23 protein-coding genes, 1 tRNA gene and 2 pseudogenes are annotated in these 22482 nt (G+C 66.8%); 13 read left to right on the forward strand and 13 right to left on the reverse strand.

All coding sequences use genetic code 11. The features are described from left to right. Window positions 1-115 precede the first annotated feature (115 nt). A pseudogene (locus ACIRR9_RS53570) lies at window positions 116-379 on the forward strand (ATP-binding protein); the annotation flags it as partial. Between the two features lie 800 nt (window positions 380-1179). Here the strand turns inward: ACIRR9_RS53570 and ACIRR9_RS53575 are convergent. The 5 genes from ACIRR9_RS53575 to ACIRR9_RS53595 form a co-directional block, all read right to left on the reverse strand. Next, the gene (locus ACIRR9_RS53575) at window positions 1180-2103 is read right to left on the reverse strand and encodes an NADP-dependent oxidoreductase (protein ID WP_403768617.1); all 924 of its coding nucleotides are present in this window, start codon (window positions 2101-2103) and stop codon (window positions 1180-1182) included. Between the two features lie 106 nt (window positions 2104-2209). Next, window positions 2210-2605, reverse strand: a complete 396-nt coding sequence (locus ACIRR9_RS53580; RefSeq protein WP_403768620.1) for a MerR family transcriptional regulator — start codon at window positions 2603-2605, stop codon at window positions 2210-2212. A gap of 441 nt (window positions 2606-3046) precedes the next feature. After that, window positions 3047-3316, reverse strand: coding sequence for a DUF3761 domain-containing protein (locus ACIRR9_RS53585; RefSeq protein WP_403768623.1), 270 nt, complete (start codon window positions 3314-3316; stop codon window positions 3047-3049). A 195-nt stretch (window positions 3317-3511) separates the two neighbouring features. Further along, complete coding sequence (locus tag ACIRR9_RS53590; RefSeq protein ID WP_403768626.1) at window positions 3512-4336, reverse strand: transposase; 825 nt, start codon at window positions 4334-4336, stop codon at window positions 3512-3514. Between the two features lie 192 nt (window positions 4337-4528). After that, window positions 4529-5155 (reverse strand): SHOCT domain-containing protein, encoded by a 627-nt coding sequence (locus tag ACIRR9_RS53595; protein ID WP_403768629.1) that lies wholly within the window; start codon window positions 5153-5155, stop codon window positions 4529-4531. A gap of 315 nt (window positions 5156-5470) precedes the next feature. Between ACIRR9_RS53595 and ACIRR9_RS53600 the strand changes: the two genes are divergently transcribed. The 5 genes from ACIRR9_RS53600 (at window position 5471) to ACIRR9_RS53620 (ending at window position 10932) form a co-directional block, all read left to right on the forward strand. Beyond that, a complete protein-coding gene (locus ACIRR9_RS53600; RefSeq protein WP_403768632.1) occupies window positions 5471-6058 on the forward strand; it encodes an SMI1/KNR4 family protein in 588 nt (195 codons plus the stop codon). Window positions 6059-6173: 115 nt separating this feature from the next. Continuing rightward, a complete protein-coding gene (locus ACIRR9_RS53605; protein WP_403768635.1) occupies window positions 6174-7001 on the forward strand; it encodes a transposase family protein in 828 nt (275 codons plus the stop codon). Between the two features lie 39 nt (window positions 7002-7040). After that, window positions 7041-7448 carry a DUF6207 family protein gene (locus tag ACIRR9_RS53610; protein WP_403768697.1) on the forward strand — a complete coding sequence of 136 codons (408 nt, stop codon included), beginning with the start codon at window positions 7041-7043 and terminating at the stop codon, window positions 7446-7448. A gap of 324 nt (window positions 7449-7772) precedes the next feature. Next, window positions 7773-10412 (forward strand): hypothetical protein, encoded by a 2640-nt coding sequence (locus ACIRR9_RS53615; protein WP_403768638.1) that lies wholly within the window; start codon window positions 7773-7775, stop codon window positions 10410-10412. A gap of 61 nt (window positions 10413-10473) precedes the next feature. After that, window positions 10474-10932: a hypothetical protein gene (locus tag ACIRR9_RS53620; protein ID WP_403768641.1), complete on the forward strand. Its 459-nt coding sequence runs from the start codon at window positions 10474-10476 to the stop codon at window positions 10930-10932. A gap of 199 nt (window positions 10933-11131) precedes the next feature. Here ACIRR9_RS53620 and ACIRR9_RS53625 read toward each other — a convergent pair whose 3' ends face one another. Beyond that, window positions 11132-11389, reverse strand: coding sequence for a hypothetical protein (locus ACIRR9_RS53625; protein ID WP_403768644.1), 258 nt, complete (start codon window positions 11387-11389; stop codon window positions 11132-11134). Between the two features lie 246 nt (window positions 11390-11635). Here ACIRR9_RS53625 and ACIRR9_RS53630 point away from each other — a divergent pair, with 246 nt between their 5' ends. Beyond that, complete coding sequence (locus ACIRR9_RS53630; RefSeq protein WP_403768647.1) at window positions 11636-12127, forward strand: GNAT family N-acetyltransferase; 492 nt, start codon at window positions 11636-11638, stop codon at window positions 12125-12127. A 114-nt stretch (window positions 12128-12241) separates the two neighbouring features. Here ACIRR9_RS53630 and ACIRR9_RS53635 read toward each other — a convergent pair. Beyond that, window positions 12242-12358, reverse strand: a pseudogene (locus ACIRR9_RS53635) (AAA family ATPase); the annotation flags it as partial. Between the two features lie 47 nt (window positions 12359-12405). After that, window positions 12406-13653, reverse strand: coding sequence for a pentapeptide repeat-containing protein (locus tag ACIRR9_RS53640; RefSeq protein WP_403768650.1), 1248 nt, complete (start codon window positions 13651-13653; stop codon window positions 12406-12408). Window positions 13654-14089: 436 nt separating this feature from the next. Between ACIRR9_RS53640 and ACIRR9_RS53645 the strand changes: the two genes are divergently transcribed. Then, window positions 14090-14653 (forward strand): lamin tail domain-containing protein, encoded by a 564-nt coding sequence (locus ACIRR9_RS53645; RefSeq protein WP_403768653.1) that lies wholly within the window; start codon window positions 14090-14092, stop codon window positions 14651-14653. A gap of 574 nt (window positions 14654-15227) precedes the next feature. After that, window positions 15228-15743, forward strand: coding sequence for a hypothetical protein (locus ACIRR9_RS53650; RefSeq protein WP_403768656.1), 516 nt, complete (start codon window positions 15228-15230; stop codon window positions 15741-15743). Between the two features lie 147 nt (window positions 15744-15890). On the opposite strand, the gene ACIRR9_RS53655 is transcribed toward ACIRR9_RS53650, so the two are convergent. Beyond that, a tRNA-Met gene (locus ACIRR9_RS53655) sits at window positions 15891-15964 on the reverse strand. 171 nt (window positions 15965-16135) lie between these two features. Between ACIRR9_RS53655 and ACIRR9_RS53660 the strand changes: the two genes are divergently transcribed. The 3 genes from ACIRR9_RS53660 (at window position 16136) to ACIRR9_RS53670 (ending at window position 19302) form a co-directional block, all read left to right on the forward strand. Beyond that, window positions 16136-16843 (forward strand): hypothetical protein, encoded by a 708-nt coding sequence (locus ACIRR9_RS53660; RefSeq protein ID WP_403768659.1) that lies wholly within the window; start codon window positions 16136-16138, stop codon window positions 16841-16843. Between the two features lie 664 nt (window positions 16844-17507). Beyond that, the gene (locus tag ACIRR9_RS53665) at window positions 17508-18248 is read left to right on the forward strand and encodes a hypothetical protein (protein ID WP_403768662.1); all 741 of its coding nucleotides are present in this window, start codon (window positions 17508-17510) and stop codon (window positions 18246-18248) included. Window positions 18249-18519: 271 nt separating this feature from the next. Then, the gene (locus tag ACIRR9_RS53670) at window positions 18520-19302 is read left to right on the forward strand and encodes an IS5 family transposase (RefSeq protein ID WP_403768665.1); all 783 of its coding nucleotides are present in this window, start codon (window positions 18520-18522) and stop codon (window positions 19300-19302) included. A 17-nt stretch (window positions 19303-19319) separates the two neighbouring features. On the opposite strand, the gene ACIRR9_RS53675 is transcribed toward ACIRR9_RS53670, so the two are convergent. The 3 genes from ACIRR9_RS53675 to ACIRR9_RS53685 form a co-directional block, all read right to left on the reverse strand. Further along, complete coding sequence (locus ACIRR9_RS53675) at window positions 19320-19841, reverse strand: SMI1/KNR4 family protein (RefSeq protein WP_403768668.1); 522 nt, start codon at window positions 19839-19841, stop codon at window positions 19320-19322. 57 nt (window positions 19842-19898) lie between these two features. After that, complete coding sequence (locus ACIRR9_RS53680) at window positions 19899-20393, reverse strand: hypothetical protein (RefSeq protein WP_403768671.1); 495 nt, start codon at window positions 20391-20393, stop codon at window positions 19899-19901. 257 nt (window positions 20394-20650) lie between these two features. Beyond that, window positions 20651-20857: a hypothetical protein gene (locus ACIRR9_RS53685; RefSeq protein WP_403768674.1), complete on the reverse strand. Its 207-nt coding sequence runs from the start codon at window positions 20855-20857 to the stop codon at window positions 20651-20653. Between the two features lie 277 nt (window positions 20858-21134). On the opposite strand from ACIRR9_RS53685, the gene ACIRR9_RS53690 reads away from it, so the two are divergent. Then, window positions 21135-21659: a hypothetical protein gene (locus ACIRR9_RS53690; RefSeq protein ID WP_403768677.1), complete on the forward strand. Its 525-nt coding sequence runs from the start codon at window positions 21135-21137 to the stop codon at window positions 21657-21659. Between the two features lie 267 nt (window positions 21660-21926). Here ACIRR9_RS53690 and ACIRR9_RS53695 read toward each other — a convergent pair whose 3' ends face one another. After that, a complete protein-coding gene (locus tag ACIRR9_RS53695) occupies window positions 21927-22433 on the reverse strand; it encodes a SigE family RNA polymerase sigma factor (RefSeq protein ID WP_403768680.1) in 507 nt (168 codons plus the stop codon). Window positions 22434-22482: the final 49 nt, after the last annotated feature.

The raw sequence follows: 22482 nt of genomic DNA on the forward strand, positions 1-22482 counted from the left end.
GGAAACTATGCAGAGCCATGCCCAGCCGAAACCCCACGATGGAGCGGAACAACGCACACGGCTTCGGCATAGTCGCGGTCTCGGCATAGGTCGATCTATGTGGATATCCGCATAGGTCGACGAGCTGGGCTACATGGAGCTTGACCGACGCGGAGCCGAACTGCTGTTCCAGGTTCTGACCGAGCGCGAGGAGAAGAACAGCATGGCCATCGCTTCCAACGAATCCTTCTCCTCGTGGACCAAGACCTTCACCGACCCCCGGCTCTGCGCGGCCATCGTGGACCGCCTCACCTTCGGCGGCAACATCATCGAGACCGGCAGCGAGTCCTACCGCCTGGCCCACACCAGAGCCCGCCAACAGGCCAGCGCGGGCTCCTGACGACCGGTGTCACCGTTCCCGAATGCGCCACCACCACCAGCGCCCCGCTGTCCACCCGCTCGCCCAACCCGGGTTCGGAAGAGTACGCCGCTCGAACTCGATGTCGATCTGCTCTACCAAGCGGCCCAGATCAGCTCGGGCTCCTCTCGGGAGGCGCTGCAAAGCCACTTCCAGATCATCTCGACCGTCTTCGATCTCGATGCCGGGACTCTCATAAGGGCCAGTCAGATATCGTCCCGGCTGCCTGAAAGCCCACTCGAACCGGCTCAGTGCGTTAGCAACGGCGTCCGGCCACAAGTACTCGGCCTCAACACGTCGCACTGCTGCCCGGGTTCGAGCGGATACACCCGGAATCTGACGGACCAGCACGTGCTTGGGTGGCCGCCACCGCTCAGCGTGGACGGCCTTCGGGCGCCTACGCGGCATCGCCCTTTCGGATCAGAACCATGTCGGCATTCTGCCACGGCCCGCGCCTTGGGGGTGGGGCCAACAGACCCGGTCACGTTTCCCAGCGAAGATCCCCAACTGGGGCCATCGGTGTCGTTCCGCTGGGGCCAACAGACATGTTCGAGGCCAGGCGGGTGTGAGGTCAGCTTGCTTGGTGCTGGGTTGGGCGTCACGGAGGAGGGCTCGGTAGACCACGTCCGACAGACGGCGCCGGAGGACACGAACGGCTTCGGTGTTGGTGTTGTACGTACTCAACCCCGTGCAGGTGAACGTGCTCAGTTGAGGATGCGCTGACCACGGGTTCTGGTCAGTCCGCAATGGACGGTCGACAGCGTCAGACGGCCGGGCACTTCTCATGCCACCTTGATGACAACCTTGCCCGAGGTGTGACCGTTCTCGACGGTGGCGAGGGCGGCTGGGGCGTAGGAGAGCGGATGGACCGCGGTGATCACGGGTGCGAGGAGTCCGTCGAGGGCCAGCCGGGCCGACCGCTCCAGGTTCTCGCGGTCGAGGCGACGCTCGACGAAACGCCCACCGAGATCGGGCACAGACATATCACCCACGGCAATGACGTTGCGGGGATCCCGGGCCAGCGGTGCGACCGTCCGCAGCGAGGCGCCTCCGGCCAGGTCGACGATCCCGTCGAAGCCGTCCGGAACCAGCTCGCGTGCCGCGGCGACGACGTCCTCGGCGGTGTAGTCGATGAACCGCACCCCGACGGCCTCGGCGTGCTCGCGTTTGGCGGTACTCCCGGTACCGATCACACGCAACTCGCGCCCGACGGCCAGCCGGGCGACGGCGAGGCCGACCCCGCCCCCGACCCCGTTGACCAGGACCGTGGCACCGGCCGGGAGGCCGAGCTGGTCGAGCGCATCCACCGCGGTCGTCCCGGCCACCGGCAGCGTTGCCGCCACGGTCGCGGACAGCCCCGCCGGGATGCGCGCGGTGTTCGGCGCGGACAGCACCGTCGTCTCGGCGTAGGTGCCGCCACCGGTAAGTGCGAAGCCGAAGACCGCGTCACCCACCTCGAGCCCCTCGACGTCCTCGCCCCGGGCGAGAACGGTCCCCGCTGCCTCCATGCCCAGCACGCGGGGAAACGGACGCCCGCCGTCGAGCCCGTCGACCAGACCCGAACGCACAAGGTGGTCGAGGGGATTCACGCCGGCCACGGTGACCCGGATCAGCACCTCGCCGCGACCGGGGACGGGATCGGGACGATCGAAGAACTCCTGCACCTCGGGCCCGCCATACCTGCCGAAACCCCACGCCTGCCCCATCCTCCGCCGCCTCTCGCACGACCGACCCGGTGATTCCGGGCGCTGTCGCCATCCTCACCTCTGACATTGATGTGAGGGGCAACCGGCTGAGATGCAGATCACAGCATCACGCCGACTGTGCCACCGGTTCCGGGGCCGTGGACAGCTCCGCCCGGTGCCGGCTGTTGGCCCTGATCAGCACGTCGAGTGCATCCCGGGTCTCGATCAGGTGCGCGATGTCAGCGTCGATCCGGTCCCGCTCGCGCATCATCGCCGTGAACGTCTCCTCGGCGACGCCCAGGTCACCCGGGACGTCCACACACGGCAGCACAGTCGCAATCACCCTGCTGGACATACCCGCATCGAACAGCTGCCGGATGAGCGACACCCGCTGGACCGCAGCATCGGAATAGTGACGCTGCCCCGCGCCGGAGCGTGAGCTGGTCAGCAGGCCCTGCTCTTCGTAGTACCGCAGCGAGCGCGGACTCACGCCCGTGCGCTTGGACAGCTCGCCTATCCGCATCCCCGAGAGCCTACGCCCGCGTGCTCCGGGTTCAGACCGCCGTCGAGTCATGGACGCTCGCGGACACCCCCACGGTCGCAGGGTTGTCGTCGGGGCGAGTTCGGGTCGTTCCGCGACGATTGGGGGAGTCTTCTCCCCGCCGATACCCGCGACCTGCAGCAGAACTTCGGTGTCGGGTGGGCGGTGGCGGAGCGACGGAGGGGACAGGAATCGAACCTGCGGGTAGCCCCGGCTGGTGCCCGACCTGTGAGGCGTGCTCACTGGTCTGCGATCAGCCGCACTGGGACCTCTCCCTGCTTCCAACCCGGAGGTCTCTCGCACCATTCACATCAACAACAGCTGACTGGGGCGTCGAACAAGATGAGGGTGCCGGGCCGGTGCGGTGGGTGGCTGGGCCGTCTCCTGCCGGCGGGCTGGAGACGGCCGGTTGGGCGGGTGCGTCTACTTGAACCAGTACCGAACACCGTGGTGGTGCGAGCAGGTGCCCTGCGAGTGCCGCGAGTATGAGACGGAGGCGTCCTTGCACTTCGCCGTCTCGTACTTGTCCTTCGGCTTCTGATGGTTCGTCCAGCCGCACAGTCCAGTGGTGTGCTGGATGCAATGGTGGGATGTGTTTGTGGAAGGCAGTGTCGCTGCCGACGCGCTCGGAGCACTGAAGAAAACGCCTGCGACGGCGATGGCGACAGCCGAGGCAGCAAGACGTGCGCGCAAAGGGACCCCCCCTTTTTTGAAGTGAGCAAGTGCAGCGGGATCTTATAGCGGTTTGGACGGCTAACCGGCCTGTATGAGGCTTTCGCGGCGGTGGACTCCTGGGCGCTCGTCGAACTACGCCCCTGAGCGGCTGATAGTGATCACCCTGTTGACGGGCCGTCTGCCCCGGCCGCGCCCTGTCTTCGGGGCAAGCCGTCAGCGTCCGCGGCTGTCACCGGAAGTGTTGAGCTGGCCCACGAGACGTAGGTGCCGGCTGCGACCCGAGGAGCCGACCACCGTCGTACGGTCGGGCCGCTGGGAGCGGGTGGTTTTCCCCCGGATCAGGTCGAACCCGTACACCACTTGCCCGGACGCAACCCAGGTCGTTGACGGTGGCCTCCAGCGGGGTGCAGGCGAGGTAGTAGGCGATCTCGTCGGGCTTGCTGATGCTGCGGCGGGCCGGTATCCACCGTTGCCGGGTCGGTTCGTCGCCGGCGAACTCGGCCACGGCGGGCAGCCGGGCGGCGGCCCGGTCGTAGAACCGTTCGCCCTTGGCTCCCGGGCCGGCCGACAGTCGTTGCCATGGCTCAGGCGGGGCCTGGGCGAGGAGGTGGTCGATGCGCGGGCCGTGGACCTGACGCGCTCGTCGGGGATGCGGGCCGCCCGGCAGCGTTCCCGGTCGCCGGTCCAGGACTTGGGCAGGTAGAGCTCGCGGTCGACCAGGGCGTGGCCGCGGGTGGTGGCGTAGGCGGCGAAGACACCGATCTGGCAATTTTCTGTCCGGCTGGCCCAGCTGCTGGGCGTTACCCGCACCAACCCCTCCAACCAGTTCCAGGACGGGCACCGGCTCCTGGACCTGCATCGCATCGCCGTCACAGCGCTGCCTGGCTCGCCCGCCCGGAAGGGACGTGACCCGCTGATCCGTGGAGGCTCGCGATGGCGCCGTCGAGGGCAAGAGCCGCTGGTGGGATCTGGCATGCGAGCCCGACGCCACGCGCCTCGTTGTGATCTGATGGCGGACCCCATACCCGGGCGAGGCATGGCGCGAGCTGCCGCCCGTGAGTCATCCCAGGGCGTGGCCGAACCTGACGCTCACCTTGCGGCAGATCCGGTCGGTTGATCTTGCGGAGTAGAGTCGAACCACTTGCGCGAGAACCGGCGTCAGTACCGGGCCAAGAAATTTGGATCATGCACGTCGACTCGGGCCCGGGCGCCGACTGGCCGCCTCAAGTGTCAGAGACGCTTGAGCAGCTCGGCCTTCTTCTCCGCGAACTCCTCGTCTGTGAGGATGCCAGCGTCGTGGAGCGACGCGAGCTTCGCAATCTGCTCGACAACATCCGGCTGAGCTGCGGCCTCGGCCGGCGCCCCATGCTTGCCTCGCTGGATCACCGAAGAAGCGAGGTCCAAGATCTTCTCGGTCACGCCAGGCTGCGCCGCGAGGGGCTCCGAAGACTCGGCCTGCGCGGAGGTATCAGTTACGACCTGCTGGCCCTCAAGCAATACAGAGAAGACCATGAACAGCTTCTCCGGCAACTCAATGATGGACTGATTGCCGTCGGCCCAGTTCACGCGGACGGTGTGCCCGGATTTCATGGAAGCCCCGAGGCCGGCACCGACAGCCTTACCGATCATCCCAGGCAGAGCAGCCTTCGCGGCAGCCTGACCCATGACGCCAGCGACACCTTCCCTGGTCGAGAGTTCCTCCCACTCAAGCACGGTCTCGGCGTTGAGCTTGTGCCGCTTGAATGGGTTGCGTGGGTGCTGGATCGTGAGTCCGCCGTGGCCTGAGAGAACGCTGCCGCTCGCCAAGTGGCCGCCCACTACGCGTCCCTGGTTCGTCAGCGTCTGCAGAATCGCCATTCGCGAAACGTAGAGCAAGACTTCGGCCCGAATCAAGCCCAGAAGATCAGCCGGACGTCGTCGACGGGTCGAGAGGCTCAGGCGGATCGTCGTATGACATCTGAGCCTCCTTGAAGACGAAGAACTGGTACGAGAGGCACAAGCCGAAGATCCGCATCGTCGGCGCCGTGACTCTGGCCGTGGGCTCACGCCCGGACCAGGTGGGTCAAGCGCCAGATGTTCGGACGGGTCGGCTTCGCTCTGCTGCGGAAAAGGGTTCTTCTGGCCAGCTGACCACAGCCACCCATAGGGTGATGGGGACGAGAGAAGAGCACGATGGATCCCCGCATACCCCGCCTGCGTCGCAAGCTGGCCGCGATCCCTTTCCAACCACTGCGCAGCCACTCCTTCGGGGAAGAGCAGCACAAGTTCTGCCTCGGTCCGAAGTTGACGGAAAGCAGCGTCGTTGCGTTCGAGGCCGAGCACGACATCGTTCTGCCCGACGCCTATCGGCAGTTCCTCACGCACATCGGCGGCTCAGGCGCGGCACCGTTCTACGGCCTCATGCCGCTGAAGCAGTGTTCCCTGCTGGCCATGAATCCGCGCGGAGAACCGGGGACACCCCGCGGCTTCGACGGCACAGACCCCAGGGCCCACGGACGAGATCTCTTCCTCCACATCATCGAGATGGGCTGCACCGACGTATGCGTCATCGCGGTGACCGGCCCCCTCGCCGGCCGGGTCCTCATCGGTAACAGCGACGGCTTTTGGGGCCCCAACGTCTCCTCCGCCACCGACTTCCTCGACTGGTACGAACGCTGGCTCAACCACATGAGCGCCGGCCGTGATAACCGGGCCCTGGAACTCACCTCGCCGCCGCTTCGTGCCCATCCAAACCGCCATCGCATGGCTCCGAAGATCTGACTCCCCGTAACAGCTACACGGAATGTGTGCCAAAACCCGAGAAATGACGTCAGATCCCAGGCTCTGGTCCAATTCGTGTGGGCGCGTACGCAGGGTGACTGTTGATCTTCGTGTGATGCCGGTTGAGTTCGGCCGAAAACGCATGGCTGGATGGTGGTGTGGTCGACAGTCCATCGCCGTGAACTATGCGTTGCCGAAGTTGGACGAGCTGCTGTTCTCCTCGGTCGAGGGTGTGTTGGTTGAGTCGGTCGAAGTGACCGACGCGGTCGTCAGGGTCGAGGCCCGTACGACGGCAGGGCGGGCAGCCTGTCCGGGGTGTGGATGCTGGTCGGGGCGAATACATGGCTCCTACCTGCGATTCCCTCGCGATCTGCCGACGGCGGGCAAGTTCGTCGTGGTGTCGTTGCGGGTGCGGCGGTTCGTCTGCGAGGAGGAACCCTGCAAGCGCAAGACTTTCGCCGAGCAAGTACCCGGCCTCACCCGCAGGTTCGGGCGACGGACCGAGCGGCTGCGGTCGACGCTGGTGTCGGTCGGTCTTGCGCTCGCGGGCCGGGCCGGCGCCCGGATGACGGACGCCTTCAAGGTTCCGGTCAGCCGGAACACCCTGCTGAGGCTGATCGCCTCGGTTCCGGACCCCGTCACCGCCACACCCCGCGTTGTCGGTGTGGACGAATACGCCCAGCGCAAGGGTCGCATCTACGGAACCGTGCTCGTCGACGTCGAGACATGTCGACCGGTCGACCTCCTTCCCGACCGGGCTGTGCCCGCGCCGGTCGGTTGTCGCGGGCACTGGCTGAGGGGTCCCGGCGGCCGCCGGACGGCGGGCATCGGTGCTCAGTCCAGGATGAAGGTGCCGCCTGTGGTCGTCGCCAGGTCCGTTCTGAGGGCGGCTGTCGGTGTCCAGGCCCCGGGTCTGCCGGCGCCGCGGCCAGCAGTTCGGTGACGTCGGCCCGACGACGCCACCGCGCTCGCCTTCCAGTAGCTGCTCGCCGACCGGTGGGCGACGGCACCCGCTCAGCGCACAACCCGGGACGCGGGCGAGCCCGGCGTGCGGCTTCGCTGCTACCTGGCCCTGCGCCAGCCGGTCGGCGGTCTCCTCCCGCGCGGCAGCCTCCCGCCGGTCGAGCTCCTCCAACCACGACACCATCGCTGTCTCCAAGACCACGTCCTGGGACACGAAGATCCGCCGTCCGACCACGAACGGCAACGGCGCACGGCATCACCAGCTCACTGCAGAGGAGCCGTACCCATGCCAAACATGAGGGCGGGCAAAGTAACGGCAAGGGGCTGGTCCAGTCCAGGACGGCGTGGACTGGATCGGCGAGGGTTGGCGATTGCTCCAGTGATGCAGCAGCACACCGCTGCCATGGTCCAGCGGCGGCATGGGTGAACGCAGCGGCCGGCTGATCCCAGTCGCTACAAGGTCACTACAAATGAGACAGGCGTCCTCTCAGCCTTCGACCGGTTCCCATTCCGCTGATTGCGCGGACGTGCCAGCAAAGAGCACTGAGCCCCGTCTGAGGCCTCCCGGGACCACGCGGGCGTGCGATCAAGCAGCACATTTGCGCAGGTCAGAACCCGCCCCTCCCTCCCGCCTTTATGCGTCCTTTAGTTAAGGATCGTTGATTGTTTAAGTAAGCGATCCTTACGATCCTCGCCTCGGACGTGATCCGCATCAGGGATGAAGTCCATAAATTCATAGGGGGGTTCACACATGGCACAACGTCTACGGAGTCGGCACAGACCTCTGGCGCTGGCCGTCGTCCTGTTCTCGGTGCTCGCGTGGCTCGGCTTGGGGAGCCTGACGCATGCGGGCGCTGCCACTGCTTCGGGTGGCGACTTCTTCCCCGTCGCTCCCGCCGCGAAGATCGTCGACACCCGCTCGTCCCTCGGTGTCAGCGCCGCCCTCGGGGCGACGTCCACCGCTTCCTTCCAGGTCCTCGGACAGGGCGGTGTCCCTGCCTCCGGGGTGGCGGCCGTGTCGCTGGACATCACTGCGGCGAACGCCACCTCGTCCGGCAGCTATCTGCAGATGTGGCCGGACGGAACCACCCGGCCCTACCCCGGGTCCGTCATCAACTTCTCCAGCAGCGCTGACACGAGTAACTCCGCGATCATCGCCGTCGGTTCGGACGGGAAGGTCGACGTCTACAACTCCAGTGGCACCGTCGACGTGATCGTCAGCGTCAACGGGTACTTCACCTCCGCTGCCGGCACCACCTCTCCCGGTGGATACGTGCCCGTGACCCCGGCGCGGATCGTCGACACCCGTGACGGGACCGGGGCGCCGCAGGCGACGATCGCCCCCGGCGGAACGCTGAACGTGCAGGTTGACGGCGTCGACGGCGTCACGGACGAGGCGTCGGTCTACGCCAACATCACCGTCCCGTCTCCCGGTGCCGCCGGCAGTCTGTACGCCTACGCCACTGGCGCCTCACCGGGCCAGCCAACGGTGAGCTACAAGAGCGTCACAACCGCCCAGGGCACGGTCGTCCCCGTGGGCACAGGCGGTCAGATCACCCTGAAGAACGGGTCGTCCACGCAGTCCGTCAACGTCGTCATCGACATCTATGGCTACTTCACCGAAGCCCCCTCCAGTGGCGGCAGCTTCACAGCTGTCCAGGACCGCCTCCTGGACACGCGCACCTCGACGGCCGTCGCGTCCCACAGCTCGGTCAGCGTCGCGGTCGGCGGGAACGACGGCATCCCGACCACGTTCGGTGCCGCGGTGCTCAACCTGACCACGACCAGCCAGGAGCACGGCGGCTTCCTGCAGGTCTGGGGCACCGGGCCGACCACCCCGCCGGGCCTGTCGGTCGACAACTTCCAGGCGAGCACCACCACCGCAGACCAGGTGATCGTCGCGCCCGGCACCCAGGGCGCGGTCACCATCTACAACGATAGTGCCGGCACGATCCAGCTCATCGTCGACCTCCAGGGATGGTTCTCCTCCGACCAGACCACGCCCACGCCGGACCCGACGGACACGGCACCCGACCCGACGGCCAGCGACCCGGGCCCGAAGCCGAGCGGGGCCGTCACCGTCTCCCCGGGTCCCACGGTGAGCGGCACCACGGACCCGACCAGTACTTCCACGCCGACGGACACTGGAGCCGCCACGGTAGGCGGGAAATTCACCAACGCCAGCGGCGTACCGCAGCAGAATCTGAGTGTCTCTGTCGCGGCGACCGACGGCGTCCCGGACGACGGAACCGAAGCCGAGGAACCAGTCGTCGGTACAGCAACGACCGGTACAGACGGCACATGGTCGCTCACCCTCCCCGACCCGCTCCCCAGTACCCTGCAGACCCTGGCCGACGCGAACGGCGGGGTGCTCAACCTTGAGGCCACGGCCAGCGGTTCGGCGGCCAACGGCACACCCATGGTCGGTATGGACTTCCTGAGCGCCGGCGTCGCACACGGTTCCAACTCCACAACGGCCTCGGCCGAGGTGCGAGCGGATGAGACCCCGCACACAACCCCGATGTATGTCGACACGGTTACCACCGACGTGGACAACGCGCCCACCGATGCGCAGACGGCGACGAGCGAGGCACAGCGCATCGCGGATGACGCGAGCAACGTCACGAACGAATTCGCGAACCTGCCCACCTGGCAGTCCGCGACGGGTGACACAACCGCCTACAGTGCCAACGTCGTCAATGGCACCGACTACAGCTCGGCCACGGTCACTCCCTACGCGGCCTGCCACAATAACGCCACAACGCTCCACAGCAAGATCGTCTATACCACGGTCGGCGAGGCACACGCCTACTATGACGCAAAGGCGAGCTTCGATTACACCGACACGATGTCGACCAGCATCAGCCTCGCTGTGAGCACCAACCAGAGCGTGTGGACTCTGAGCGGCGAGTCAACGCAGAGCGGTTCCATAGGCCACTCCACCGGATACTCCGGCAAGGGACCGTACTACGCCAGGCAGTGGCAGGTACCCATTCTCTACAAGTACCAGCGGGTGCACACCGTCTGTGCTCACCAGAACACCAGAGTCTGGTACCGGATCCTTCCCTCCGGCTACAAGATCCCTGCAGGCGGAGCCGTCGGAAGATTCGGGAAGGACGTCAGCAGTAAAGACGGGTACACCCGCTATGCGGCGTCTAACTCGAAGTGGCGTTTCGTCGTCCCTCAGACGGCCTATTACGGGCTGTCGCACGGCAACACTTCCGCCGACGGGCATGGTGTCAGCGTCTGGGGCGTCGGGCTCAAGGTGTCGACCTCATACGACTCGAAGCACACCCAGAAGATAGAGGCCGGCAAGGCGCCCTACGATCATGACGTCTGGGGCGGGCACGGACCGCTCGATGGGAACCCCGGTGTTTTCTACTCGTACTAGAAGATTCGCCGCGATCGCAGGGGTAATACTCTCCCTGAGTGCGTGCGCAACTTCGAATGCAGTGAAGGAGGGCACCGCACTCCGCGCGTCCGGTCCTGAAAACATGGGCGTCCTGGGATTCCCTCACGCGCAGGTCGGACAAACCTACCGGTTTGCGTTTCCGCCCTTCGTGAATGGCACGGGCGTAAAATTGGTCGTCGAAGGCGTGAAGCTCACCAAAGTGCCCAAAGGGGTCAAGGTGATTGGCTACCCGGTCTATTCCGTCAATGACACCAACGGATACATCATGGGCAGTCAGGACGGACGCAAGTACCCGCGCGACATGACCAAGATGCCTAACTACGCGGGCAAGCCCATCACGGTAGGACCGCACAAAAAGAGCGACCGCTACGCAATGGTCGAGGCACGTGTGATCGGCCGGGTCCAACAGCATTTGGGAGGCTGCGAGGTGACCTATTCGCAGAATGGCAAGAGATACCGGCAGACCCTGCGCTGTGAATTCGCACTCGACATGAAGTAACCACCGGCACAACCAACAGGCGCCACGCGCCGCGCCGCGGTTGCCTCCCATCCGGAGGTAACCGCGGCGCGACATCACGCACCTGCCGGCCGACAACCACTACACCGCCGCAGCTCTCCCCGCCCGAGGCATGGGCAAGAGGGTGCCAGCCCGGCGTCTCAGGGCTTGTGGCGGCGCAGGAGCAGGCCGTGCAGCCATGTCATCGGTCCTCGGTGGCGTCCCGTCGGACCTCGATGATCGGCAGCAACTGGCGTCGGGTAGGACCGGAAGGGGTGGGGACACCCGTAAGGCGCTCCACGAGCCGCTCAAGGGCGACTCGGCCGTCCTCGACAGCTGCCTGCTCTTCGTCCGTCAACGGAATCATGGCCCGCATGCGCTGGAGGTTGTCCTTCGCCTCCAGGAGCTGGGCCTTGCTGGACTCCTTGGGCGTGTAGAAGTCGCAGCGGGCGCAGGCCATGCGGTGCGGGCACGGCTCGAAGAACGTGTACGTGCAGTAGCCGTGTCCCAGGTTGTAGTGCTGCCAAGGTTCCCCGGCCGCGGCGGCGCCGGAGGCAACAGCCTCGCGGTCGACGAGGACCTCGATGGTGCGTACGTTGCGGGCGAAGTACCCGGCGTCCTCGTACGCCTTGGTCAGCGTGTTCGGGCTGATCTTTAGCTAGGACCCGTTGCCTGGCCACCTGCCCCGATCAGGACCGAGAGGCTAGTGCTCCGTGAGCCCGAGGCCCGGGACCGTGCGGCGGTCATCGAATTGTTCACCTCGCCCGAGGTGGGCACCTACATCGGCGGCCCCCGACAGCGCGACGAGTTCGAGCGTGCGATGCCCGAGACACCCAAGCGGCGCCCCGGCCTCTTCGTGGCCGATCTCGACGGGGCGATGATCGGGATCGTCACCCTCGAGCGGCGCGACCCTGAGCATCCGGTCCACGTCCGCCCCGGGGCCTCGGAGGTCGAGCTCGGCTACATGTTCCTGCCGCAGGCGTGGGGACACAGGTACGCCGCGGAGGCGTGCGCGGCGGCACTCGACTGGTGCGCCGGAGCGCTGCCCGGCGAGCCGGTGGTGCTCACCACCCAGACCGCCAACGAGCGCTCGATGCGCCTCGCGGCGAAGCTGGGGTTCACCGAGGTGCAACGGTATGAGGACTGGGGTGCCGAGCAGTGGTTCGGCATGTGGTCCCCGGTCGCGCTGTCCGACTGAGGTTGCGCTCGGCAGTGTCCGTACTCATCGCGATGAAGCCGGGCGAGCGCGAGGAGATCAATCGAGGTTCAAAGATGTGTGGGACGGCGCGCCGTCGAGTGGGGCTTGCAGATGTCAGCCAGCTTTGGCGGGTTCCTCCACCCGGGCCCGTGTGGAGGTGAGCCGGTAGGAGCCGGTGCCGGTCTCGATGATTGTGCCGTTGAAGGTCAGGCGGTCGACGATGGTCGCTCGAGGCGGGGGCGGTGACGAGGGCCCGTAGGCACCTCCGAGCCCCGCCTTCACCCTCTCGGCTGTCTCCCGCCGTCCACGCGCCGCGGTTTTTGGTGCCGCGTGCCCCTACCGGAGACAGGCCGGTATCTTCCTCTCTTCTCCGTCTCGGCGATCCGCGCCCGAACTGCTGCATCCGCAGCCAGTTCGGCGGGCAGCCGAGTGCTCTGCCAAGGTCGGGCAGTCACCAGCTGCCCGACCGTCAGATGCCGCGCGCTCTCAAGGTGGGCCCTATCCAGATCCGCTCCCTCAAGGTGGGTCCCATCCAGGTCCGCACCCTCCAGGTGGGCCCCGATCAGGCGTGCCCCCTCCAGATGGGCCCCATTCAGTCTCGCTCCCATCAGGTGGGCCCCGATCAGGTCCGCTCTCTCCAAGTGGGTCCCATCCAGGTCCGCTCTCTCCAAGTGGGTCCCATCCAGGTCCGCACCCTCCAGATGGGCCCCGATCAGGCGTGCCCCCTCCAGATGGGCCCCATTCAGTCTCGCTCCCATCAGATGCGCTCCGATCAGGTCCGCTCTCTCCAAGTGGGCTCCGATCAGGTTCGCCCGCTCCAGGTGGTTCCCGATCAGGTTCGCCCCCTCGAAGTGGGCGTCGACCAGCTTCGCACCGCGCAGGTCAGTGATATTCAGCTGGAGCTGGAAGGGCTCGTCGCGATTCCGGGGCCGTCGGCCGAGCACGGTCAGCGCTGCCTGCACCGGCTCGCTCGGGCGCGGCAGCACAACAATACGACCTCTGCTGCGCCCGTGTTCGGGGGTCATGACTGACACTCCCGCTCGCAGAAGCCGGCGGGCGAGTCGTACGCCGAGCTCATACGCAGAGGGCTTATTGGGTGTGGGGGCGTGTTCGCGGACGAACGCGGCGAGGACTTCGACGATCGTGGCGTGGTCCTTCGGCGAGTCCCGCATGATGCGCTCCAGCGCGTAGATCCCGCCGAGCTGTTCGACCGGCTTGTCGGAGGCGATCTGCCCGATGGCCTTGGTGTACCGGTCGGTGACCTGCCCTTCGCGGGCCTGGTGCCAGGTGCGATGGGTGTAAAGGATGCCGATCACCGCCAGACCGCCGGCGCCGAGCGCCACCATGGCGGTGCGGACTCCGGTGACGGCGGTCGCCACGGCTGGCGACAGCTTGCTGTTGAGGTACTGGTGATCGATCCACCACGGCACGCGCCACAGTGCTGCGCCCGCGGCGGCGACCCCGCCGAGCGTTACCAGGAGCCACCACGCCCACAGGGGAACCCGTGACACCGACTTCTTGTCCATGCCGTCAAGCACACCGTCGCAATGCCCGAGCGGCTGTGCGGCGCAGCGCCCCGCGGGGGAAGGAACACCGGTACGGCGGAGACAAGGTACGAATCGATCACCGGCGGTGCGTCCCCATCGCACGGAATCGGCACGGTCCGGATGACGTGGGCCTGTTACTCACTTTCGGGTGACAGGCGGCGGACCGGAGGCCGCGCGGCGGCACCGGTCGACCCTGGTGGGGCCGTCGCGTGTACGGTCTCGCGGGCCGACGGTCCGTCAATCTTCGGCATTCACCGCATATATGGTAGTTGCAGGTAAGAGTCATAGGAATATGCGGAATCCGTTACGACCCTCGCGTATCCGTCACATCGCCTCCGCACCGTGGGCAGGGTGTGGGTGTGCAGCCGACCGGCCGCCGACCCGCACAACGCACCCCAGGTGACCTGCGGCTTTCATGCTGCACGTGCCAGTGGTGTCCGGCCCCGAGAAGGGGGACCTCGTGTCCGTATCCGTTTCCGCCCGTCGTCTGACCGCCGCCGCTGCCGTGGCCGCCGCCTGCATCGGAGGGCTCGCGCTGCCCGCCGCGGCCGCCGGCCAGTACCCGGCCCGCCCGCACCACGATGTGGTCATCAGCAAGGTGCAGTACGACTCCCCGGGGCGTGACAACCGCTCCAACCGCTCCCTGAACAAGGAATGGGTGGACGTCACCAACACCAGCCGCCGGGAGGTGAACCTGGACGACTGGACGCTGTCCGACGAGGCCGGCCACACCTACACCTTCCGCCACTTCCACCTGGAGGGGCGCTCCACGGTCCGCGTTCACACCGGCGTCGGCCGTGACAGTGTCACCGACGTCTACCAGGACCGCCGCGCCTACGTGTGGAACAACGACGGCGACACCGCCACCCTGCGCAACGACCGCGGCCGCCTGGTCGACGAGGTCACCTGGGGGCACCACCGCGGCGACGACCGCGACCACCGCGGGGAGCACCGCAACGGCAGCGGCATCCGCCACTGACCTACCCGTTGGTGCCGGCGGCCGGTGACCCGAGCCCGGCCCCAGCATCACCTCTCGCCGGCACTGCGCCACTGTCCCGGGGCGTACCGCCAACCGCCGTCGCGTAGCGACTTCTCCGTCTGGCCCGTCACCCGTTTTCCACCGTGGTGACGGGCCAGGCGCCTGTTCAGCGGGCGAAGGTGACGGTGATGGGCAGGCGGTGAGGCGCTCGGCGAGCGCCTGCTGCTCGGCGAGGTCGATCGTCAGCTGAGACAGCGCGTGACACGTTCCGGCGGTGGACCGAGACGGTCGGCAACATGCCCGTACCAGGGATCACTCTCCCTGACGAGGAGACCGGCGCCGTGGTGACGATCCGGCTGTGCCGATTTTTCGCCCGCAACACCTGTCCTGCGTTGGCCAGATGTCCGTCACCTGGCCGAATTGCCATGTGGGGTACCGGACTTCGCAAAGACTGTGCAGGTCGTTTCTTGTTCACTTGATTGGGTCTACTCGCATAGACCGGGGGGTGGTGTCATGCCGTCAGCCGCCCGGCGACATCCCTTTGTCCGGGCCTACTTGTGCGGGAGAACCTCACGTGCGTCGCTTCACTGCCACCCTCAGTTCCCTGGCCCTCGGCGCGGGCGCGCTGATCGCCCTGTCGAGCGGTACCGCCCAGGCGTCGACCTGTTCGCACGCCTACCTGCCGCTGCCCGATTCCTCGTGCACGCCGGGTGCCTACAACCCGGATGTCACCCAGTCGAACATCCAGAGCACCATCTGTGTGTCCGGCTGGACGGCCACCGTCCGCCCCCCGACGTCCTACACCAACCCGCTCAAGGCCCAGGGCATCATCGACTACGGCTACTCCGACACCAACCTCGCCGACTACGAGGAAGACCACCTCGTCCCCCTCGAACTCGGCGGCGCACCCCGCGACCCCGGCAACCTGTGGCCCGAGCCCTACTCCGGCTCCCAGACCGCGCACTCCAAGGACGGAGTGGAAACGAAACTGAAGAACGCCGTCTGCGCCGGCACCATCACCCTGTCCGCCGCCCGCAGCGCCATCAAGAACAACTGGACCACGGCCCTGCAGGTCACCGGCATCGGCTGACCCCGCAAGCCCTCCGGGACATCCGGAGAGGCCAGGCCGGATCGATCGGTGAGCAGCCGCAGCGACGCTGAGCTCAGCCGGAGAGGCACAGGGCCACTGGCGGGCAAAGGCGAAGGGACCCGGCTGGTGCCGGGTCCCTTCCTCTTGTAGCGGGGACAGGATTTGAACCTGCGACCTCTGGGTTATGAGCCCAGCGAGCTACCGAGCTGCTCCACCCCGCGTCGGTGACGCCACTCTACACAAAGGCGCAGCCCATGTTTGTCCGTGCCAGCGCAGCCACGCTGCCTGGAGCGGAGCCCCGCAAGCAGTGCAGGCGGGGTTTGAGAGCGAGACCGGCACCGGCTACGGCACCGCGCTGCTCTGTCGGCGGCTCGGCGGTCACCAGCGTGGACGTGGATCCGCACTTGGTCGACGTCGCCGCCGAGCGGCTCACGTTGACCGGCCTGAACCCGCAGATGGCCACCACGGACATCACGGGACCACTGCCCGGGGCGTTCGACCGGATCGTGTCCACGGTGTCCGTGCGCCCCATCCCGGCCTCGTGGCTGGCCGCGCTCCGGCCCGGCGGCCGGCTCGTCACCACGATCGCGGGAACCGGGCTGGTCCTCGTCGCGGACAAGACCCGCGACGGCGGAGCGAAAGGCCGGATCACTCCGGACCTGGCCGGCTTCATGCGGACCCGCCACGGCGACGACTACGAACACACCAGCGATGAGATGTGGGATAAGGCGCAGACCGCCGACGGCGACCAGGTGAGCACCAGCCGGTACCCGCTGCTCTATGTGCCGGACTCCTGGGAGGTGATGTCGATGCTGGAACTCCTGGCCCCTGGTATCGATCACCGCGTCGGCCAGGAGGGAGACGAGCGGGACGTGTGGATGCTCCACGGTGACGGATCCTGGGCCCGCGCCACCACGGCTGGGCTCCTCGGCTCACCGACGGTCCATCAGGGCGGCCCGCGGCGGCTGTGGGACATCCTGGAGAAGATCCGGCACCGGCTCAACCGTGAGGGCGGCCTCCCGGTCTACGGCGCCCGAGTGGCCATCGATCCGGACGGCACGACCACGCTCTCCCGCGGGTCCTGGACGGCCATCCTGTAGCCCCCTGATCTCCCGTCCGGCCCCGCACCCCAGGCGTAACGGGGGTCGGGCGGGCCTATGAACGCTCGCCTTGGCCAGAACCGTTGGGAAGCACGCCGGCCAGGGCGAGTACAAGCCCGTCCTCTGGGAGACGCACCGCCACGGTGGCGGCCCATCCCACTGAGCAGTGGTTACCCGATCGGGTAACCTCGCCGAGCTGCATCTTTCTGGGATCACGGGACGTTTCTCGACATCGGGAAGACGGACCTGCGTCATACAGGTCCATCCCTCTGACCTGCGGGGTACGCGTTCAGTGCGTACCCCACACGGTGTCGGCGTCCTCGGCGTAGACGATCGTCTCCGGGGCTTCCCGCTCCCGGACTGCGAACAGCTCGGCACCGGTCCGGCGCCGTACACTCGCGATCACCCTCGAACGGTCCGCTGCCCTTACCGGCGGCGGGCCGCGGTCGTCTGCTCAGGCTTCCCGGCAGATGCGCCGACGCGAGACCTCATGCAGGCCGGCGGCCCGGATTGTCGGGCCCCGCCTGCGCTTTTCCGGCTCACTGTGCACTTCGGCACCGGAACCCCTTCTTCACTGTGCATCCAGACACTCCATGTGATGGGTTGCCGAGCCTAGATTCGCGATGGACTCGCTCACCCGGCTGAGCGTGCATAGCAAGCTGTCGTGCGGACTGACAACGGCCCAACCGAGGGCGCCATCAAAGGGGGAAGCTCACTCATGCTCAAACTCGGGAAGTCCATGCGTGCGAGGACCGAAAGAAAAAGCACCTTGATCCGGATCAGGAAACTGCTGTCCAACCGCCTCGTAAGGCTGGCTGCGACAGTGACGGCGGCGCTCGCGATGCTGCTGGGCACCACCGGCACGGCGAACGCAGCGATCTATTGGGACAACCCCAGCATCCAGATGGTTAACCAGGCCAGCCAGCAGTGCCTGGCAGGTGTATACGACTTCGGACCCTCGTACCCCGCTGGCGAGACGGTGCCTGGGTGTATGGCTAGGGGCACCAGCTGGATCCGGCTGGAGAGCGGGCAAGCAGACTCCGGTGGCCAGGCGAACGTCCAGATCATGACCGAGAGCGGCAGCGGAACGGTGTGCCTGGGAGCGGTCGCGGGCGAGGGCCCCTCTCAGATCCAGGGTTCGGCTGCAACGCGTTGGGAAACCTGCGAGTTTGACAGCAACAACTGGGATCAGATCTGGACCATGGCAACCGCAGCTCCGGCCCAGAACGTTGGAAATCCGGCGGGGTTGAAGCACTTCATCAACTTCTACAACGGCCGTTACAAAGTGTGTCTGGACGGCGGCATCAATGCCTACGGCTTCCCCGGCGGCTGTTCCACCACCAACAACTGGCAGGTCTGGAACATCTACACCAATCAGACCTCGGAACCCTGGCGAGGCTTCTAAGAAGCCGTTGCTCTATCGATCTTGGTGAGCGTGGGTTCGATTGCGACAGCCCGGTCGGGTGACCTTGTGGCGTGTCGCGCATGAAGACAGGGCCCCGGGTGCAGCTCGTGGTTGTCGAAGACCGTGAGCGCGCCAGGAGGCCCTGATGCCGCATTTGTACGCCCTCGCGCCGGCTGGCTCCAACTCGGCTGCACGTGAGTGTGATTGTCTCGCTCACCGGTTCGGGAACGCCGGGGAACGTCCGCACAGGCGACCGAGGTATCCGTCCGACATGAGCGAGGCGGAGTGGGCCATCGTGCGTGACGCGATGCCCGTCCCGCGGTGGCTGGAGGGCCGAGGCGGGCAGCCGGAGGGCTACTGCCATCGCCAGATGGTCGACGCGGTGCGCTATCTAGTCGCGGGCGGCATCTCCTGGCGGGCGATGCCCGCGGACTTCCCCGCGTGGGACCGCGTCTATTCCTTCTTCCGGCGCTGGCGGAACAAAGGCATGGTCGCCGAGTTCCACGACCGGCTGCGGGAGAGGACCCGCGAGGCGGCGGGCCGGGATCCAGAGCCGACCGCGGGCATCATCGACGCGCAGTCGGTGAAGGCGGCCGCGTCGGTGCCGGCCGCGAGCCGGGGATTCGACGGCGGGAAGAAGGTCAACGGCCGCAAGCGGCACATCGTGGTGGACGCCCTCGGACTGCTGCTGGCGGTGATGGTCACTGCGGCGTCGGTCACCGACCGCGAGGCGGGCGAGACGCTGCTGACGCGGTTGCGCGAGCGGCACTGGCGCATCACGATCGTGTGGGCCGACGGCGGCTACACCGGACGCCTGGTCGACCTGGCCCACGATGTCCTGGGCCTCGCGCTGAGCGTGGTCAAACGCAGCGACGACACCACGGGCTTCGTCGTACTGCCGAAGAGGTGGCTGGTCGAGCGGACGTTCGCATGGCTGATGCGCTCACGCCGCCTCGCCCGCGATTACGAGGGCCGCCCCGACAGCTCGGAGGCGATGATCCGGTGGTCGATGAGCATGGTCATGAGCCGCCGACTCGCCCGGCGACCACGCTGATTCCACCGTGTTCAACTTCAGGACAGGGGTTCGTAGAACGGGCGGTCAGGCGCGAAGTTGCGAGAACACACCGTCACATCCTCACCCCTGAGATAAGCCAGCAACCATTCACCGAACGTCATCTCATGAAGAGTCCAGGCCGGACTGTCAAGCTCCTGAACCAGGACGCGCCAGGGCGACGAGGGTCCATCTGGAACACGAAGGAAAACCCATTCTCCCGTCGTGGTCGACGCCACCGGCATCAACTCACCGGGGTTCGCCCCAGCCGGACTTGGCAGGAATGCTGCCATGTCCTCCTCCCGCCACATCTCCAGATCCCCCCTGATGGTCTCTCCCAGGCTGTGCAGAAGATGGCCGGCGGGGTGCTCCAGGTACAACTGCCCGTTGATCTGGATCGAACCATAGGCATTCACGATCTCACGAAAGTCCGCAGGGAATTCGATGCCGAATTCCCGCTCCATTTCGCCCCACGGCGCCGCATCCGACCAGTTGAATCGGGGTTCACCCAACAGGGATCGGATCTCTGAAACCGCTGCCACCACTAAGCCCCTTCCACCAGGTTCCGGACGTCCTGGCTGGCACCCCGCCCCGGTAGCCTACGAGCCGCCGACTCGCCCGGCGACCACGCTGAACATCCCCGGACGTGCCTCGGCCAGCCAACCCCGGGCAACCAGGCGCTTCGCCTTCGACCGCACCCCCTCGACCTTCGCCGGAACCGCCTCCAGGCCGAGCGCCACTGCCAGTTGCCGACAGTCCATCGCCTCCCCGCCCGACCCGCTCCCACCGGCCAGGACGCTCATCAGCCGGCGGTAGTCGGGCGCCAGCACATCGGCATCAAGGCCGTCCCTCCATACCGGCACCACCGAACCGGGCACAGCCGTGGCGGTCCGCGCCGACCGTTCACCCGCCGCCACAACCGGCGGTACCTCATCGCCTTTGCGAGGCTCAGCCAGGACCAGTCCGACGGTCTCCCGGGCGATCACGAATCGCTCCCACGTGGCCTCCGCCTCCCGTAGCTCGGCCTGAAGAGCTTCTACCCGCTGCCGAGCGGCACGCTCGTGCTCCTCCAGCAGCCCCATCACGGACGGCATCCCGGCACCTCCACCGAAGAGACGACACGACACCCCGTCTCTGCCGCCAACGCACCAGACCTATGCCTGACCAGCGGAAACACACCCGCCATTCTCGGAAAGACAACAACTTCTAAGCAAAACCTGTATGACCTTGAGATGAGCGAAGCCCTCCCCGGAAGGTCCGGGGAGGGCATCCTCATGCCCGCCGTCCTACCCCCAGCAGATGTCTCGCCTCGCTGCTGTGAGGCCCCCGAGGGGCCCGGCAACCGTGTCCGTCACTCAGCAGGCTGCGGTCTCATCCGGCGGGCCATCCGCGCGGCTTCCTCCGGGGTCACCAGCTGAACCTTGCTGCGGAACACGCGGCCCATTGGTAGGGGGAGGCCGGTGATGCGGCAGGGGCTGCCGCCGCGTTCGCCGACCTGCTCAACGACTGCGTGCGAGTGCTGGGCGAAAACCACCCCGACACCCTTGCCGTCGGGCATCACCTCGCCCGGTGGCAAGGGCAGGTTGGAGGAGGGGACAGCCACCAGTCGCGTAGTGGGCGTTCGGGGCACTGAACCGTTTCATCACCACAGAGCGTCGTCGCCGCGCAGCCGGACTCGCCATCCAGCGGTCAACGGGCTCGCCAACAAGAAACCCACGGAACATCGCCACCTGGTGCTTCGAGAACCCGAAGTCGCCAACCATCGATCAAAGTCACAGCTCGCGCGCGCGTCACGGGTACGGAGAAGATGGCCGCAGGGATCACGGAGGGGCGTCGTGCGGCTGACGATCGACACGCAACAGGACACCTATGAGCAGGCGGTGGCCGCCGTGCAGGCGGCGTACGGGATGCGGCCGGCCGTTCCCGAAGCGTGGTCGGACGCCGCGGCTGCGGAGGTCCGCCCCGGCCCGCAAGACCTCGCCGATGACGACCTCGGGGACGGCTGGAGCGACCGGCTGCTGTTCCAGGTGATCGCGGCGCTGATGCCTGGGGCCCGGGCGGTGCTGCGCAGGATCACCGACCTGGGCGGCGCTGCCTCATACGAAGATGTCCAGCAGCACTTCGCCGATCACCCGGTGATCCCGATCCCGCGATCGCGGATCGGCGGGACGCTGACAAGCATCAAGGCCGTACAGCGACGTGTCGGACCGGACGGTGCTGGCCCGCTGCTCCAGCGGGACGATCGGGCACGGCGCTACCGCATCGACGACGCCCTCCAGGCCGGGTTCCAGCGTGCCTTCGCACTCGCGGACATGCGCCCTGACCTGCTGCGCGATGACCCCGCCCGGCCGGTCACCTGAGACGGCCGTGCGGTTCGGCGCCAGCCCGCCAGCGGACATCGAACTACTATCCGTTCGTGACGTACGACTTTCCCGACTTCCCTGGGGGAAGCGATGTGGCGCAATGCAAGAGATCGGATATCTGTGCAGCTCAGGGCTGGTGGCGCCCACCGTAGCTGGTGCAACACGTGTGGCGCTATCACCGATCGAGTGAAGCTGTCCGTGAGGTCAGCGCGGGATGAGTGCACACTGTTGTGACGATTATCAACCCGTACGTAGCACCTGCCTCTACAGGTAGCTGCGCTGTAGTTCCTGGCGGAGCCGGGCGAGCGCCCGGTGCAGCGTGCTCTTGACCGTGCCAGCCGCCATGCCGAGGGCAGCGGCCGTCTCTTCCGTGGTCAATTGCTCCCAGTGCCGTAGTACGAGGACGCTGCGCTGCTGGGGTGTCAATGCCTTCATGAGGTCCCTCAGCAACTGGCGGTCGGACAGCTGCTGGGTGGGGTCCTCGATGCTCGTGTCCGGTAGCTGCTCGGTGGGGAGCTCCTGCAGCTTTCGTGCCCGCCACCACTCGGTGCGGGTGTTGATCATTACGCGGCGCAGGTAGGCGTCTGCGAGTCGCTTGTCCGCTATGCGGTGCCAGTGCAGGTACGTTCGTGCGAGCGCGGTCTGGAGCAGGTCTTGGGCGTCGAGCGGGTCGGCAACCAAGCGCTGGGCGCTGCGCAGCAGAGCGGCATGCCGTATGCGGACGTACTCTTCGAAGTCCGACGCCAGGTCAGGCTGCTTACGCGGATACATGGGTCGAGTTCCTCTCGATTGGGCGCGAGCGGTGCCACCAGGCATGGCC

The sequence above is a fragment of the Streptomyces sp. NPDC101234 genome, assembly GCF_044767525.1.
Lineage (GTDB): Bacteria > Actinomycetota > Actinomycetes > Streptomycetales > Streptomycetaceae > Streptomyces > Streptomyces sasae.

Bases quoted from the DNA above. Each gene is read 5' to 3' on its own strand.
- ACIRR9_RS53575 (WP_403768617.1), bottom strand. From the start codon at position 2,103: ATGGGGCAGGCGTGGGGTTTCGGCAGGTATGGCGGGCCCGAGGTGCAG.
- ACIRR9_RS53605 (WP_403768635.1), top strand. From the start codon at position 6,174: ATGCCGGTTGAGTTCGGCCGAAAACGCATGGCTGGATGGTGGTGTGGT.
- ACIRR9_RS53625 (WP_403768644.1), bottom strand. From the start codon at position 11,389: ATGGCCTGCGCCCGCTGCGACTTCTACACGCCCAAGGAGTCCAGCAAG.
- ACIRR9_RS53580 (WP_403768620.1), bottom strand. From the start codon at position 2,605: ATGCGGATAGGCGAGCTGTCCAAGCGCACGGGCGTGAGTCCGCGCTCG.
- ACIRR9_RS53600 (WP_403768632.1), top strand. From the start codon at position 5,471: ATGGATCCCCGCATACCCCGCCTGCGTCGCAAGCTGGCCGCGATCCCT.
- ACIRR9_RS53645 (WP_403768653.1), top strand. From the start codon at position 14,090: ATGCTGCACGTGCCAGTGGTGTCCGGCCCCGAGAAGGGGGACCTCGTG.
- ACIRR9_RS53640 (WP_403768650.1), bottom strand. From the start codon at position 13,653: ATGGACAAGAAGTCGGTGTCACGGGTTCCCCTGTGGGCGTGGTGGCTC.
- ACIRR9_RS53595 (WP_403768629.1), bottom strand. From the start codon at position 5,155: ATGGCGATTCTGCAGACGCTGACGAACCAGGGACGCGTAGTGGGCGGC.
- ACIRR9_RS53615 (WP_403768638.1), top strand. From the start codon at position 7,773: ATGGCACAACGTCTACGGAGTCGGCACAGACCTCTGGCGCTGGCCGTC.
- ACIRR9_RS53680 (WP_403768671.1), bottom strand. From the start codon at position 20,393: ATGCCGTCCGTGATGGGGCTGCTGGAGGAGCACGAGCGTGCCGCTCGG.
- ACIRR9_RS53670 (WP_403768665.1), top strand. From the start codon at position 18,520: ATGAGCGAGGCGGAGTGGGCCATCGTGCGTGACGCGATGCCCGTCCCG.
- ACIRR9_RS53590 (WP_403768626.1), bottom strand. From the start codon at position 4,336: ATGCCTCGCCCGGGTATGGGGTCCGCCATCAGATCACAACGAGGCGCG.
- ACIRR9_RS53695 (WP_403768680.1), bottom strand. From the start codon at position 22,433: ATGTATCCGCGTAAGCAGCCTGACCTGGCGTCGGACTTCGAAGAGTAC.
- ACIRR9_RS53685 (WP_403768674.1), bottom strand. From the start codon at position 20,857: ATGCCCGACGGCAAGGGTGTCGGGGTGGTTTTCGCCCAGCACTCGCAC.